Annotated in this window: 14 protein-coding genes; 13 read left to right on the top strand and 1 reads right to left on the bottom strand. The window is 60.5% G+C overall.

The annotated features are described in order from the left end of the window. Positions 1 to 370 precede the first annotated feature (370 nt). From RYB09_RS14230 to RYB09_RS14170, 13 genes are all read left to right on the top strand, one after another. Positions 371 to 598: a hypothetical protein gene (locus tag RYB09_RS14230; RefSeq protein ID WP_058400416.1), complete on the top strand. Its 228-nt coding sequence runs from the start codon at positions 371 to 373 to the stop codon at positions 596 to 598. An 83-nt stretch (positions 599 to 681) separates the two neighbouring features. Beyond that, positions 682 to 2406: a type II secretion system ATPase GspE gene (gene gspE, locus RYB09_RS14225; RefSeq protein ID WP_316889006.1), complete on the top strand. Its 1725-nt coding sequence runs from the start codon at positions 682 to 684 to the stop codon at positions 2404 to 2406. Continuing rightward, positions 2403 to 3605: a type II secretion system inner membrane protein GspF gene (gene gspF, locus RYB09_RS14220; protein WP_004665671.1), complete on the top strand. Its 1203-nt coding sequence runs from the start codon at positions 2403 to 2405 to the stop codon at positions 3603 to 3605. The genes gspE and gspF overlap by 4 nt, the downstream gene beginning before the upstream one ends. A 25-nt stretch (positions 3606 to 3630) precedes the next feature. Next, positions 3631 to 4062: a type II secretion system major pseudopilin GspG gene (gene gspG / locus RYB09_RS14215; protein ID WP_002553963.1), complete on the top strand. Its 432-nt coding sequence runs from the start codon at positions 3631 to 3633 to the stop codon at positions 4060 to 4062. An 8-nt stretch (positions 4063 to 4070) separates the two neighbouring features. Continuing rightward, positions 4071 to 4505 carry a prepilin-type N-terminal cleavage/methylation domain-containing protein gene (locus RYB09_RS14210; protein ID WP_002553962.1) on the top strand — a complete coding sequence of 145 codons (435 nt, stop codon included), beginning with the start codon at positions 4071 to 4073 and terminating at the stop codon, positions 4503 to 4505. Then, positions 4505 to 4876 carry a type II secretion system protein gene (locus RYB09_RS14205; protein WP_002553961.1) on the top strand — a complete coding sequence of 124 codons (372 nt, stop codon included), beginning with the start codon at positions 4505 to 4507 and terminating at the stop codon, positions 4874 to 4876. The genes RYB09_RS14210 and RYB09_RS14205 overlap by 1 nt, the downstream gene beginning before the upstream one ends. Next, entirely contained in the window at positions 4873 to 5505 is a 633-nt protein-coding gene (locus tag RYB09_RS14200; protein WP_002553960.1) for a prepilin-type N-terminal cleavage/methylation domain-containing protein, read from the top strand. The genes RYB09_RS14205 and RYB09_RS14200 overlap by 4 nt, the downstream gene beginning before the upstream one ends. Continuing rightward, positions 5502 to 6236: a general secretion pathway protein GspK gene (locus tag RYB09_RS14195; RefSeq protein ID WP_058400418.1), complete on the top strand. Its 735-nt coding sequence runs from the start codon at positions 5502 to 5504 to the stop codon at positions 6234 to 6236. Before RYB09_RS14200 ends, RYB09_RS14195 begins: the two co-directional genes overlap by 4 nt. Next, positions 6233 to 7330 carry a type II secretion system protein GspL gene (locus tag RYB09_RS14190; protein ID WP_316889003.1) on the top strand — a complete coding sequence of 366 codons (1098 nt, stop codon included), beginning with the start codon at positions 6233 to 6235 and terminating at the stop codon, positions 7328 to 7330. Before RYB09_RS14195 ends, RYB09_RS14190 begins: the two co-directional genes overlap by 4 nt. Continuing rightward, complete coding sequence (gene gspM / locus RYB09_RS14185; protein ID WP_002553957.1) at positions 7305 to 7916, top strand: type II secretion system protein GspM; 612 nt, start codon at positions 7305 to 7307, stop codon at positions 7914 to 7916. The genes RYB09_RS14190 and gspM overlap by 26 nt, the downstream gene beginning before the upstream one ends. Continuing rightward, entirely contained in the window at positions 7913 to 8443 is a 531-nt protein-coding gene (locus RYB09_RS14180; RefSeq protein WP_057402616.1) for a type II secretion system protein N, read from the top strand. Before gspM ends, RYB09_RS14180 begins: the two co-directional genes overlap by 4 nt. Then, positions 8443 to 10770 (top strand): type II secretion system secretin GspD, encoded by a 2328-nt coding sequence (gene gspD, locus RYB09_RS14175; protein ID WP_058407789.1) that lies wholly within the window; start codon positions 8443 to 8445, stop codon positions 10768 to 10770. The genes RYB09_RS14180 and gspD overlap by 1 nt, the downstream gene beginning before the upstream one ends. Positions 10771 to 10844: 74 nt before the next feature. Next, positions 10845 to 11567, top strand: a complete 723-nt coding sequence (locus tag RYB09_RS14170) for an alpha/beta hydrolase (RefSeq protein WP_058407788.1) — start codon at positions 10845 to 10847, stop codon at positions 11565 to 11567. Positions 11568 to 11613: 46 nt separating this feature from the next. Here RYB09_RS14170 and RYB09_RS14165 read toward each other — a convergent pair whose 3' ends face one another. After that, positions 11614 to 12360, bottom strand: a complete 747-nt coding sequence (locus RYB09_RS14165; protein WP_003435958.1) for a hypothetical protein — start codon at positions 12358 to 12360, stop codon at positions 11614 to 11616. Positions 12361 to 12564: the final 204 nt, after the last annotated feature.

Raw genomic sequence — 12564 nt, 5'->3', positions numbered from 1 at the left:
CTGTTGTCAGGGCGCGAGTTAGGACTCCTTAGTTGCCGTATTAGTTTTGTTTGGCGTTTATTTTTTTACTTGTGGTGCGCCACTAAAGTGACATCACGCAGTGGCGTTTTGAATCTACAAAACGGTACAATTAAGTCTAAAACAAGGCATAAATGTCAAATAAAAGCGTATTTTTCTTCGATTTCGTATTTTTTCTTTACAAATGAGGAACTCTTGTTAAACCTACTGGTCGATGGGTTTAAGGTTTTTCAGGACGAAAAAAGACAGCTCGCAAGTTGCGACGTTTGCTGTGCGCTAGTTCTTGCCCGGTTTCTACAACTGCCCCGCTTTTTTTTGCGGGGCTCTTTTTGTTTTTCGAGGAGTTAATACGATGAAGTTTTCCATGATGAGTGCCGGTTTGGTGTTGGGTCTTGCCCTGAGTGGTGCGGTCTTTGCTGACGACGCGACAGACGCAGACGCGACTTCCGGTGCCAGCGACGAGACCGTTATGACCCAGACCCAGGACGCCAAGGCAGCGCAGAAGGCGCAAAACCAGAAGGCCGAAACGACAAAAGGTGGTCGCCCGCAGAACGCAACCACTCAAAAGCAGTCAAACTGATCGTTTGAAGCCTTTGAGCACAGCACTTTCCAGTCGGAGAGTGCTGTAACATGTCCCTCCGAAGTAGCAAAATGCCCTCATCCATGCCGCCAGTTCCCGTCGATGTTTCCCGTCTCCTCATTCCGGATGCCGCGCAGGTTTGCGCCTGGCTGACCGAGCACGCGGGTCTGAAAATGGCCGATCTGGAGCGGGCGCAACGTTTGCAGCAGGAGTCTGAAGGCACCGAGCTGCTCGGGTTGTTGACTCGTCTGGGTCTGGTTTCCGAATTTGAACTGGCCCGCGCATGGGCTGCACTGTTGCAGGCGCCGCTGTTGCTCGCTGACGCTGTGCCGCCGCTGCTCGACCCCTTGCCGCCTTTGACCGAGCGCTTCATGCGCCACTATCAAGTCGTGCCTGTAGGCTGGAGCGATCAAGGGCTGCAAGTGCTCAGCGCCAACCCCGGTACGCTGTACCCGTTCCAGGCCATCGCTTATGCCTGCGAAGTGCCGGTGCGGCTGTCCATCGGGCTGCGCAATGAAGTCGAAACCCTTATTGAGCGCTATTACGGACAGGGTCGCTCGGCGATGGGCACCCTGATCGAGAACCTCGATGAGGAGGGCGGCTCGCTGGAAGACATCGAGCACCTCAAGGATCTGGCCTCCGAAGCGCCGGTCATTCGTCTGGTCAACCTGATTCTGCAACGCGCGGTCGAACAGCGTGCGTCGGACATTCATATCGAGCCGTTCGAAAGCCAGTTAAAGGTGCGCTACCGCATCGACGGCGTACTGCATGAAGCCGAAGCGCCACCGTCCAGTTCTTCGGCGGCGGTTATTTCCCGGGTGAAGATCATGGCGCGGCTGGACATCGCCGAGCGTCGTCTGCCGCAGGATGGCCGGATCATGCTGCGCATCCAGGGCAAGGAGCTGGACCTGCGGGTGTCTACGGTGCCCACCAGCTTCGGCGAATCGGTGGTCATGCGTTTGCTGGACCGGCAGACCATCAATTTCGATTTCCCCAGCCTGGGTTTCGATGGCGAACGGCTGGATGAATTTCTCGACGTGCTCGAGCGTCCACACGGCATTCTGCTGGTCACCGGGCCGACCGGCTCCGGCAAGACCACCACTCTTTATACTGCGCTCTCACGGCTCAATACCGCCGAGCGCAAGATCATCACCGTCGAAGACCCGGTCGAGTATCAGCTCGAAGGCATCAATCAGATTCAGGTCAAGCCTTCCATTGGCCTGGACTTCGCCGGGGCGCTGCGCTCCATCGTGCGTCAGGACCCGGATGTCATCATGATCGGTGAGATGCGTGACCTGGAAACCTGCCGTATCGCCATTCAGTCCTCGTTGACCGGTCACCTGGTGCTCTCGACGCTGCACACCAACAGTGCGGCGGCGAGTATTACCCGTCTGCTGGACATGGGCGTCGAAAGCTACCTGATCGCCTCGACGGTCAACGGCATTCTGGCCCAGCGTCTGGTCCGCCGTCTTGATCCGGCAACCCGGGAAGCCTTCGATGCGCCGCCGGAGTTGATTGCCGAGCACGGGCTGGAGCGCTTCACTGATGAACGCCCGATTCGCCTGTATCGCCCGCGTGCCGATGCACCTGGCGGCGGTTACCGGGGGCGCAGTGCAATCACCGAGTTGCTGGTTATGAACGAGGAGCTGCGCAGTCTGTTGATGCGTCACGCCGATGCTTCGACGCTGGAAGAAGCTGCCCGACGCGGCGGGTTGCGCACGCTGCATGAAGAGGGGCTGCGCCAGGCCGTGGCCGGGGTGACTTCGCTGGAAGAAGTGCTGCGCGTCACCCGAGGTGAAGGCACATGAGCCTGTTCAAGTACCGTGCACTGGATGCTCAAGGCGCGCCGCAGAACGGCACGCTGGAAGCCCGCGATCAGGATGCTGCAATCGCCGCGCTACAAAAGCGTGGTCTGATGGTCTTGCAGATTGACGCGGCCGGTATGGGCGGTTTGCGCCGCGCGCTGGGCAGCGGCTTGCTCAATGGGGCAGCGCTGGTCAGTTTCACGCAGCAGCTCGCAACGTTGCTCGGTGCCGGGCAGCCGTTGGAACGATCTCTTGGAATTCTGCTCAAACAGCCTGGACAACCGCAGACCAAGGCATTGATCGAGCGCATCCGCGAACAGGTCAAGGCCGGTAAGCCATTGTCCGTTGCGCTGGAAGAAGAGGGCACACAGTTTTCGCCGCTTTATATAAGCATGGTTCGCGCCGGCGAAGCGGGGGGCGCGCTGGAAAGCACGCTGCGTCAACTGAGTGATTATCTGGAACGTAGCCAACTGCTGCGTGGCGAGGTCATCAACGCGCTGATCTATCCGGCCTTTCTGGTGGTCGGCGTACTGGGCTCGCTGGCCCTTTTGCTGGCTTATGTAGTGCCGCAATTCGTACCGATCTTCAAGGATCTCGGCGTGCCGATTCCGTTGATCACCGAGGTCATTCTCAACCTCGGACAATTTTTGAGCAACTACGGCCTGGCTGTTCTGGCGGGCCTGATCGCGCTGATCTGGGGCATGGCCATTCGCATGCGCGACCCACAGCGCCGTGAACGCCGCGACCGCCGCATACTTGGCATTCGGGTGATCGGTCCCTTGCTGCAACGCATCGAGGCAGCGCGTCTGACTCGAACGCTTGGCACGCTGTTGACCAATGGAGTGGCGTTGTTACAGGCGCTGGTGATCGCTCGCCAGGTATGCACCAATCGCGCCTTGCAGGCGCAAGTAGAGCAGGCGGCCGAGTCGGTCAAGGGCGGCGGCACGCTGGCCAGTGCGTTCGGCGCGCAACCGCTGCTGCCGGATCTGGCGCTGCAAATGATCGAGGTCGGCGAACAGGCTGGCGAACTGGACACCATGCTGATGAAGGTCGCCGATGTGTTCGACGTCGAAGCCAAGCGGGGTATCGACCGCATGCTGGCGGCGCTGGTCCCCGCGCTGACCGTGGTGATGGCGGGCATGGTCGCGGTGATCATGCTGGCCATCATGCTGCCGCTGATGAGCCTGACCAGCAATATCTGAATCCATGAAAGAGGAAACCACTCCGATGACTTTTAGCCGCACACGCTTCAAACCCGCACGCCGACAGGGCGGTTTCACTTTGCTGGAAATGCTCGCGGTTATCGTTTTGCTGGGCATTGTTGCGACCATCGTCGTGCGCCAGGTAGGCGGCAACGTCGACAAGGGCAAATACGGCGCAGGCAAGGCTCAGTTGGCCAGCCTGGGCATGAAGATCGAAAGCTATGCGCTGGACGTCGGTTCGCCACCCAAGACCTTGCAGCAATTGACCGAGAGACCGGGTAACGCCTCGAACTGGAACGGCCCTTACGCCAAGCCTTCGGACCTTAAAGACCCGTTCGGCCACGCATTCGGCTACCGCTTCCCGGGCCAGCACGGCAGCTTTGACCTGATTTTCTATGGCCAGGACGGTCAGCCGGGCGGCGAAGGGTACAGCGCCGACCTGGGTAACTGGGAGTAACGTTCGGCATGAGAACGCCTGTCGCAAGCCGGGGTTTTACCCTCATGGAAATGCTGGTAGTGCTGGTGTTGATGAGCATTGCCGTCGGTCTGGTGGGTTTCGGTCTGCAACAGGGTTTGAGTACCGCCAGTGAGCGACGCGCGGTCGGCGACATGGTCGAGGCGCTCAGGGCAACCAGAGTGCGCGCGATTGTCACCGGTCAGCCTGCACGCACTGAGTTCAATCTGCGCAAGGCGACGTTCAAGGCACCCGGCAAGCGTGAGGTGCACTGGCCTGAAAATCTGCATGTGACCATGCAGACCGCTTCGGATCTCGGCTCATCTGTGGAGTTCTACCCGGATGGCGGTTCCAGTGGCGGCAACGTGGTTGTCGCCGACGGCGACCGGCGCTGGCGTATTGATATTGGCTGGCTGACCGGTAGCGTTCAGGTACGGTCGCTTTAATGAAAACATCGCAGTCGGGGTTCACCCTGCTGGAGATGCTTGCTGCATTGACCGTTATGGCAGTGTGCAGCGGCGTTCTGCTGGTTGCGTTCGGGCAGAGCGCCCGCTCTCTGCAACAGGTGTCGCGCAGTGACCGGATCAGCCATGCAGCACGTACGATTATGGATCAGGAAAGTGCCGGCCCGCTGGAAAACGGTACGCGTCAGGGAACGCTAGCAGGTATCGACTGGACCCTGGATATCCGTCAACTGTCGGGTGCCAATGGTGAGGCGCGGATGTTTCGCCTCGACCTGATGCTCAGCGAGCACCAGCGCAAGGCGCAGTTCAGTACGCTTAAACTGCGCGGCGCTGTCAGCGGGGCCGGATCATGACCCGCACCCAGCGTGGTTTCACGCTGCTGGAAGTACTGTTGGTGATCAGTTTGTTGGGCGTGTTGCTGGTGTTGGTTGCAGGGGCGCTGCTGGGCGCCAACCGTGCGGTGCTCAAGGCCGAACGTTACACCGTGAACCTGGACGAAGTCCGCGCCGCGCAGGCGTTTTTGCGTAGCTCGATCGGCCAGGCCCTGCCGTTGGATACGTCTGCCGAAGACGACGTCAACAGCGGTTTTTTTGAAGGCTCGGCGCAGCAGTTGCGCTTTGTCGCGACGTTGCCCGGTGAGCTGGGCGGTGGCATACAGGTGCACAGCCTGGAACTTGGGGGGCCGCAAGGCCATCGGTCTTTGCAAGTGTCTTTTGCTCAGGTCCAGTCTGGTGCAAATGGCATTGCCCTGAAACCGTGGGGTGAGCCTCAGGTGTTGTTGCAAAACGTCGAGTCACTGACGTTCAGTTATCGCGGGCTGACCCCCAAGGGCAAGCCGACAGGCTGGATGGCCGAATGGCCCTGGCCGAATCGTTTGCCCGGTGCTGTAAGGATCGACCTGAAGACCAGCGGGGCGGTGAAGTGGGTCCCCGAAGTAGTCGCTTTGCGTCTGGACCTGTCCGGTGGGGCGGGCGGCGAATGAATATAGTCAGTCGACAGCAGCGTGGTGTTGCGCTGCTGGTGGTGCTTTGGGTGCTCGCGCTGTTGAGCCTGCTGCTTGGCGGGCTGGCCGGGTGGGTGCAACTGGAAAGCCGGCAGGCACTCTGGTTGCGCCAGAACACTCAGGCACTGATGGCTGCCGAAGCTGGCATGAATATGGCTGTGCAGGGTTTGCTTGATCCTGCGCAGCGCAAACGCTGGATTGCCGATGGGCGTCTGGTGTCGTTGCGGATGGATGATACGCAGTTGCTCGTCAGCATCAGGAGCGAGCGCGGCAAGCTGGACCTCAACAGCGCGCCGGTGGCGGATATATCGCGGCTGTTGCAGGCTTGCGGTGCGGCTAAAAATCAGGCCAGCGGTATTGCCCAGGTGCTGGAAGAGCAGCGCAACGGCGGTCAGTCACCGTTGCGGGTGGTTGAGGAAGTACGCCAGCTGCCGGGCATGAGTCAGGCGTTGTATGCCCGGCTGTTGCCGGAAATAACATTATGGAGCGGCCTGGATCGGCCCGACCCGGCATTCGCTTCGGCGTTGCTGCGACGGGCCTTGAACCTGCCGAACCAAAGCGCGGTCGGGGCCGATCCAGGTGAAGTGCTGGCCATCGACAGCCGCGCAGAAAGACCGGGCGGTGTGACTGCCCTGTTACAAACCACTGTTTTATTGAGCCCATCGGAGGGAGGCGCACAGCCCTACAGGGTGTTGCGTTGGCAAGAATGAATTCATCAGTTTCTGCACGTCTGGCGCCTGTCTACGCGTTACGCGAACAGGTCGCCCGGCAGTGGCGTGGCAGTCCGGCGCAACACGGTTGGCAATGGTGGGTCGCGGAGCTTCGCGCCTGCCTGCCGCCGCGTGTGCGTCGCTGGCTGGGCCGCGAGACCCTGGAGCAGGCGCACGTCTGGCCGCTGGTCGAGCCGCTGCCCGATGCCTCGCCTCAGGCACGACGTGTGTTGTTGCTACCGGCGTCGGCGGTGCTGGTGCAGCCCTTGCAACTGCCAGCTGCCGCAGCGCGTAATCTGTCCACCGTCGTCGGTTACGAGCTGGACCGCTTCACCCCGTTCGACGCTGGCCAGTTGTATTTTGTGGCCCGTCAGGACAGTCGCAGCGCGAGTTTTGTGCAGGTCACACTGGTGGCGATATTGCGCGAGCGGCTGGACGCGATACTCAGCGAGTGCGCCGAGCGCGGTTTGCGTCCCGATGCGGTAGATGTCGTCACTGACATGGGAACTGCCGACATGGGTACTGCCGGGCAGCGCATGGGCATCGACCTGTTGCCGATGCCACTGCGCCCGCAGCAATCGCACTCTGGTCATCGTTTGCAGCGCTGGCTGCTCTGGCTGTGTGCCGGTTTGCTGCTGAGCGCCATGCTGCTGTGGCTGAATGACCGGCAGAGCCTGCTCGATGACATGCAGGCCAGCGTCCAGGCGCAGAAGGCCCGGGTGGGTGAGATTCAACAGCTGCGCCAGCAATTGACCAACACGCTGGGCGCAGCCAATTACCTGATCCGTCGCAAGGCTGCGCAACCGCCGCTGTCGGCGCTGCTCAGCGAATTGACCGCTTGCCTGCCTTCGGACACCTGGATCGAGCATCTGGAAATCAGTGACAGCGCCGAAGTCGCGTTTTCCGGGCAAAGCGCCAAGGCCAGTGCCCTGATTGGCCGCGTCAAGGATTGTCACAGTCTGGACAACGCGCAGTTTCAGGGCGTGATCCAGCCCGACACCAAGACCGGCAAGGATCAGTATTCACTGCGTGCGCATTTGCACCAGAACCAGCATCAGGAGAACGCCGATGCGCCGTCCACTGACAAGCCGTGAGCGGCGGGGCGCGGCCCTGATGATTCTTGCCCTGGTGCTATGCCTGGCTTACTGGCTGTTGATCGACAGTTGGTTCGCCGGACCCTTGCGCGATATCAGCGAGCAGACCGACCAGTTGCGCGAACAACAGCAGCGTTACGCCGGCCTTTTGCAGCAGGGCGACTCATTGCGTGAGCAATTGGAACAGGCCCGTAGTGACCCGGCCAGCAGCACCAGTCTGTTGCCGGGCGAAGACCCGAGTGCTGTGGCGGCGGATCTGATGCAGCGCATTGCCGACCTGATCAGCAGCCAGGCCAGCACCGGCGGCGGCTGCGAGTTGACCCAGCGCATGCCGATCACGCCAGAGCAGGACAGCGCCGAGCCATATCGGCAGGTCAAGGTCAGCCTGACCCTGAACTGCGCCATCGAACCGCTGACGGCCATCCTGCATGCGCTGGAGTACCAGCGCCCGTTTCTGTTCATTGACGAGATGAGTATGCGTCGCGATGCCAATGCTCCGGCCAGCGGTGCCGCCGGCAAACTGGTGGTGCACCTGCTGGTGCGTGGCTACCTGCAACCGGCCAGCGCCGGGGAGGGTGAGCAATGATCGGTTCCTTACGCCCGCTGGAGTGGTCGCTATTGGCTCTGGCCGCGCTGCTGGCGGGGCTGATCGCCCTGATTTTCAGCGGCGCTGCGCACTCGCCCGACTGGCTGCCGGAGCAGGCACCGCGCAACCCGATCGATCAGAAGGCGCAGACCCAAAATGCGCCGTCGGCGACACTGGACAGCCTGGCCAATACCTGGAAAACCCCGCTGTTCAGTCCTGACCGCAGCCCGGATGTCGCTGTTCGCAAAGCCGACGCGCAGGCCACCAGCCTGGCCGGCCTGACCCTGACCGGGGTGATCATGGACGGCTCGCTACGTGTCGCACTGATTAAACAAGCCAGCGGTCCGGCGTTGAAGATCCGTCAGGGCGATCGCCTGCCCAACGGCTGGACGCTGGACCGCCTGGAGCCTACCCAGGCTACCTTTCAACTCGATGGCCGCACGCAAATGCTGCGCCTGCCCGCGTTGCGTCTGCCGCCGCCGTCGAGTACACCGCCGATTACCTTAACCAACGATTCCACCCTGTGATGGGTACCTTTTCTGGAGTTCCTGCCATCGCTACCTTGCGCACACCTTTGCTTTGCCTGGCTACCGCCGTCGCCCTAGGCGGCTGCGCGTCAAAGCCCGACACTCTCGATCCCGACAATGGCATGCTGCAGGAAGCGCTCCAGGGAACCGGTTCACAACGCCCGCCGGTAGACCCGCGCAGCGAACGACCGCCAGTCGAGCCACCTTCACAGCAACCGGCGAGCTCGCCGCAGCGCCAGATCATCAGAGGCAACCAGCGTTTCATCCGCCAGCCCGCTGCTGCTCCGGCGGCGCGTCCGGCCGAAACCGGTGACATCGTCTTCAATTTCACCAATCAGCCGATTCAGGCGGTGATCAACAGCATCATGGGCGATCTGCTGCACGAGAATTACAGCATTGCCCAGGGTGTGAAGGGCGATGTCAGCTTCTCGACCTCCAAGCCGGTCAACAAGCAGCAAGCGTTATCGATTCTCGAAACGTTGCTGTCCTGGACCGACAACGCGATGATCAAGCAGGGCAATCGCTATGTAATCCTGCCCTCGAACCAGGCCGTGGCCGGCAAGCTGGTGCCGGAAATGCCGGTGGCGCAACCGTCGCCGGGCATGTCGGCGCGGCTGTTTCCGTTGCGCTACATCTCTGCGAGCGAAATGCAGAAGCTGCTCAAGCCGTTCGCTCGGGAAAACGCATTCCTGCTGGTTGATCCGGCGCGCAATGTACTGAGCCTGGCGGGTACGCCCGAAGAACTGGCCAACTATCAGGACACCATCGACACCTTTGATGTGGACTGGCTCAAAGGCATGTCGGTCGGCGTATTCGGCCTGCAACGTGCCTCGGTCGGCGAGCTGATGCCCGAGTTGCAGAAAATGTTCGGCCCGGAGAGCGGCATGCCGCTGGCGGGCATGGTGCGTTTCCTGCCGATCGAGCGGACCAACTCGGTGGTGGCGATTTCGTCACAGCCGGAATACCTGCGCGAAGTCGGCGAGTGGATTCATACCATCGATGAAGGCGGCGGTAACGAGCCGCAGATGTACGTGTACGACGTGCGCAACATGAAAGCCACCGATCTGGCCAAATACCTGCGGCAGATCTACGGGTCGGGTGCCATCAAGGAAGATTCGGCAGCCAAGGTTGCGCCGGGGCTGCGCACTACCACTTTGTCATCGCTCAACTCCAATGGCGGTAGCGGTGTCGGCGGCATGAGCAGTTCCAACGGGCTGGGCAGCAACGGCGGTGGCATGAGTAATGGCGGCGGCTTTGGTAACAGCCAGGGCATGAACAACAGCCAGAACAGTGGCGACAGCGAATCCGAGGGCGACGATCAGAGCAGCAGTGAATCGGATTCGGCCAGCCAGGAGGGTGGAGGAGCGAACGGCAACAGCAAGTCTCTGGACGCCAGCACGCGTATCACTGCGCAGAAGAGCAGCAACCAGTTGCTGGTGCGCACCCGTCCTGCGCAGTGGAAGGAAATCGAGTCGGCGATCAAGCGCCTCGACAACCCGCCGCTGCAAGTACAAATCGAGACGCGCATTCTGGAAGTCTCGCTAACGGGTGAGCTGGACATGGGCGTGCAGTGGTATCTGGGACGCCTCGCGGGGAATTCGGGCACAACCGGCAACGTGACCAACACTGCGGGCAGCCAGGGTGCGATTGGTACTGGCGGGGCTGCGCTGGCTTCTACTGACGCGTTCTTCTATTCCTTCGTCAGCAACAACCTGCAGGTCGCCTTACGTGCGCTGGAAACCAATGGCCGCACCCAGGTCCTGTCGGCACCGTCGCTGGTGGTGATGAATAACCAGCAGGCGCAGATTCAGGTCGGCGACAACATCCCGATCAGCCAGACGTCGATCAACACCAACACCTCCACCAACACCACATTGAGCAGCGTCGAATACGTGCAGACCGGTGTGATTCTCGACGTCGTGCCGCGCATCAATCCGGGCGGGCTGGTGTACATGGACATTCAGCAGCAGGTCAGCAGTGCCGACACCACTAGCGGCACCACTGACGCCAACGGCAATCCGCGTATTTCCACGCGCTCGGTCGCCACGCAGGTGGCCGCGCAGAGCGGTCAGACCGTGCTGCTGGGCGGTTTGATCAAGCAGGATAATGCCGAGACGGTCAGCGCCGTACCTTACCTGGGCCGCATCCCGGGCTTGAGATGGTTGTTCGGCAATACCACCAAATCCAAGGGCCGTACCGAGCTGATCGTGCTGATCACGCCGCGGGTCATCACCAGCAGCAGCCAGGCACGTCAGGTGACGGATGATTACCGTCAGCAGATGCAGTTGCTCAAGCCAGAGGTCTCGCGGACCAGCATGCAGAACTGAGGCATTGTTGGTTTTGTCTCCACGCCCACTCACGACGCTGCTTGTCGGCAGCGTCAAACAGAGGTCATGAACCGATGCTGAAATTTTTCGCTGCCATGCTGTTTGCCATTGCTGGCATGGCGCAGGCGCAGGACACCCTGCACACTGATCTGCCGCTGGATTACCTGGCACAGGCCAACGTCGAAACCCCGAACCGGCCGCTGGTGATCTTCATTCATGGCTACGGCAGTAACGCGGCGGACTTGTTCGGGCTCAAGGAAAATCTTCCGGCCGATTACAACTACCTGTCGGTGCAGGCTCCAATGGAGTTGCGCGCTGACAGTTACAAGTGGTTCACCCAGAAACCGGGCGTGTCTGACTACGATGGCGTGACTGAAGACCTCAAGAGCAGCGGCAAGCAACTGAGCGCATTCATCACCCAGGCCACCGGCAAGTTCCACACGCAGCCGGGCAAGGTGTTTCTGGTCGGGTTCAGTCAGGGCGCGATGATGAGCTACGAAGTCGCCCTGCGTCAGCCGAAGCTGGTAGGGGGGATTGCTGCGTTGAGCGGGCGGTTGTTGCCGGTGGTGCAGTCCGAGGTCAAAGCCTCTGATGATCTCAAGCGCCTGAACGTCTTCATCGGTCACGGGGTACAGGATCGCCAGGTGGCCTACGCCAGCGGCCCGCAAGCCGAAGCCACGCTGAAGTCGCTCGGCCTGACACCGCAATTTCATGGGTATGAAGGGCTGGGGCACAGCATCAACGAAGCCGAGGTCATTGACCTGGCGGCTTGGTTGAAGCAGTCAAACCGTCAGTGAATACGTGCGTCGTCCGAGGGGGGGGCGACGCGAGATCCTCGGTTACCTAGTTGACCTTGACCTCTTTGAACTTGAGCACGTTTTCCTTGCTCTCGCGGTCGCGAAAGGTCAGTTTCAAGGCGGGTGATTTCTTCAGTCGACCCTTGGTCGCCTCAAATATCAGTGTGACTCTGGTTGGCACGTTACGGATCAGCTGGAAGCTGTCCCAGCGATCATACTTCGCATCGCCAACATGCATTTGTGTCAGGCCCAGCGCGCCACCGGTTTCTTCAAACAGGCTGACAGGGTTCAGAAAGCGAAAGTCGCGATCGGCGCTTTTATTGATCAGTTCGAGCGTGCAGGTAGGCGACTGACCATTCTGATCACAGTCGAGCAGCTCAATACTCAGATTGTCGACGGTCTCGGACCGCTTGCCGAACATGTTGGCGTTGTCATTCTCGGTAAACAGTTTCTGACTGCGGGCGAACTCCACCGAAGGCTTTGCGTATTCGCCGCCCAACTTGAAGAACACCGCGCAGAGAAACAGTGACAGCGCCATCCACACGCCAAGCTTCAGTAACGAGGGGAGCTTTCTGGCGAGGATGGCGATACCCAGCCCGCTGAACAGCATGACTGTGCTGACAATGATGATCAGTGTCTTCCAGTTGATGAAGTCGACACTGAGGCCAAGAATGGTCGGGTCCGGAAACAGGTAGGTGAAGATGCTCCAGATGACCCCGATCATCCAGACTATGCCTGCCGATATTTTGACCAGAATCGCGGAAATCTTGCTTGTTCGTGGTGCTGCGTCCATTGCTGTTTTTGCCTTGTTCGGGTTGCGGGAATGCATACCGATACGCTTGAGCAGCGGTATCGTCGGGTGGGGGCCTTGGGATGAGGCGTCTGTACAATCCGTGTTCAATCGCGCAGATCCAGAGGTGCCGGATACGCGAGCCTTGAGGTGCGAGAGAGAGCCAGAAGGGCGATGGGCCATGCCATCGCCGCGGCATTATCCTGC

Origin of the sequence: Pseudomonas syringae group sp. J254-4 (assembly GCF_032586855.1) — a bacterium.
Classification (GTDB): Bacteria; Pseudomonadota; Gammaproteobacteria; order Pseudomonadales; family Pseudomonadaceae; genus Aquipseudomonas; species Aquipseudomonas amygdali.
This window is presented reverse-complemented; position numbering and strand designations above follow the sequence as displayed.

What these genes read in the sequence shown, in the direction of transcription:
- RYB09_RS14210 (WP_002553962.1), top strand. Translation starts at nt 4,071, where the DNA reads ATGAGAACGCCTGTCGCAAGCCGGGGTTTTACCCTCATGGAAATGCTG.
- gspE (WP_316889006.1), top strand. Translation starts at nt 682, where the DNA reads ATGCCGCCAGTTCCCGTCGATGTTTCCCGTCTCCTCATTCCGGATGCC.
- RYB09_RS14195 (WP_058400418.1), top strand. Translation starts at nt 5,502, where the DNA reads ATGAATATAGTCAGTCGACAGCAGCGTGGTGTTGCGCTGCTGGTGGTG.
- RYB09_RS14180 (WP_057402616.1), top strand. Translation starts at nt 7,913, where the DNA reads ATGATCGGTTCCTTACGCCCGCTGGAGTGGTCGCTATTGGCTCTGGCC.
- RYB09_RS14170 (WP_058407788.1), top strand. Translation starts at nt 10,845, where the DNA reads ATGCTGAAATTTTTCGCTGCCATGCTGTTTGCCATTGCTGGCATGGCG.
- gspG (WP_002553963.1), top strand. Translation starts at nt 3,631, where the DNA reads ATGACTTTTAGCCGCACACGCTTCAAACCCGCACGCCGACAGGGCGGT.
- RYB09_RS14205 (WP_002553961.1), top strand. Translation starts at nt 4,505, where the DNA reads ATGAAAACATCGCAGTCGGGGTTCACCCTGCTGGAGATGCTTGCTGCA.
- RYB09_RS14190 (WP_316889003.1), top strand. Translation starts at nt 6,233, where the DNA reads ATGAATTCATCAGTTTCTGCACGTCTGGCGCCTGTCTACGCGTTACGC.
- RYB09_RS14165 (WP_003435958.1), bottom strand. Translation starts at nt 12,360, where the DNA reads ATGGACGCAGCACCACGAACAAGCAAGATTTCCGCGATTCTGGTCAAA.
- gspD (WP_058407789.1), top strand. Translation starts at nt 8,443, where the DNA reads ATGGGTACCTTTTCTGGAGTTCCTGCCATCGCTACCTTGCGCACACCT.
- gspF (WP_004665671.1), top strand. Translation starts at nt 2,403, where the DNA reads ATGAGCCTGTTCAAGTACCGTGCACTGGATGCTCAAGGCGCGCCGCAG.
- gspM (WP_002553957.1), top strand. Translation starts at nt 7,305, where the DNA reads ATGCGCCGTCCACTGACAAGCCGTGAGCGGCGGGGCGCGGCCCTGATG.
- RYB09_RS14200 (WP_002553960.1), top strand. Translation starts at nt 4,873, where the DNA reads ATGACCCGCACCCAGCGTGGTTTCACGCTGCTGGAAGTACTGTTGGTG.
- RYB09_RS14230 (WP_058400416.1), top strand. Translation starts at nt 371, where the DNA reads ATGAAGTTTTCCATGATGAGTGCCGGTTTGGTGTTGGGTCTTGCCCTG.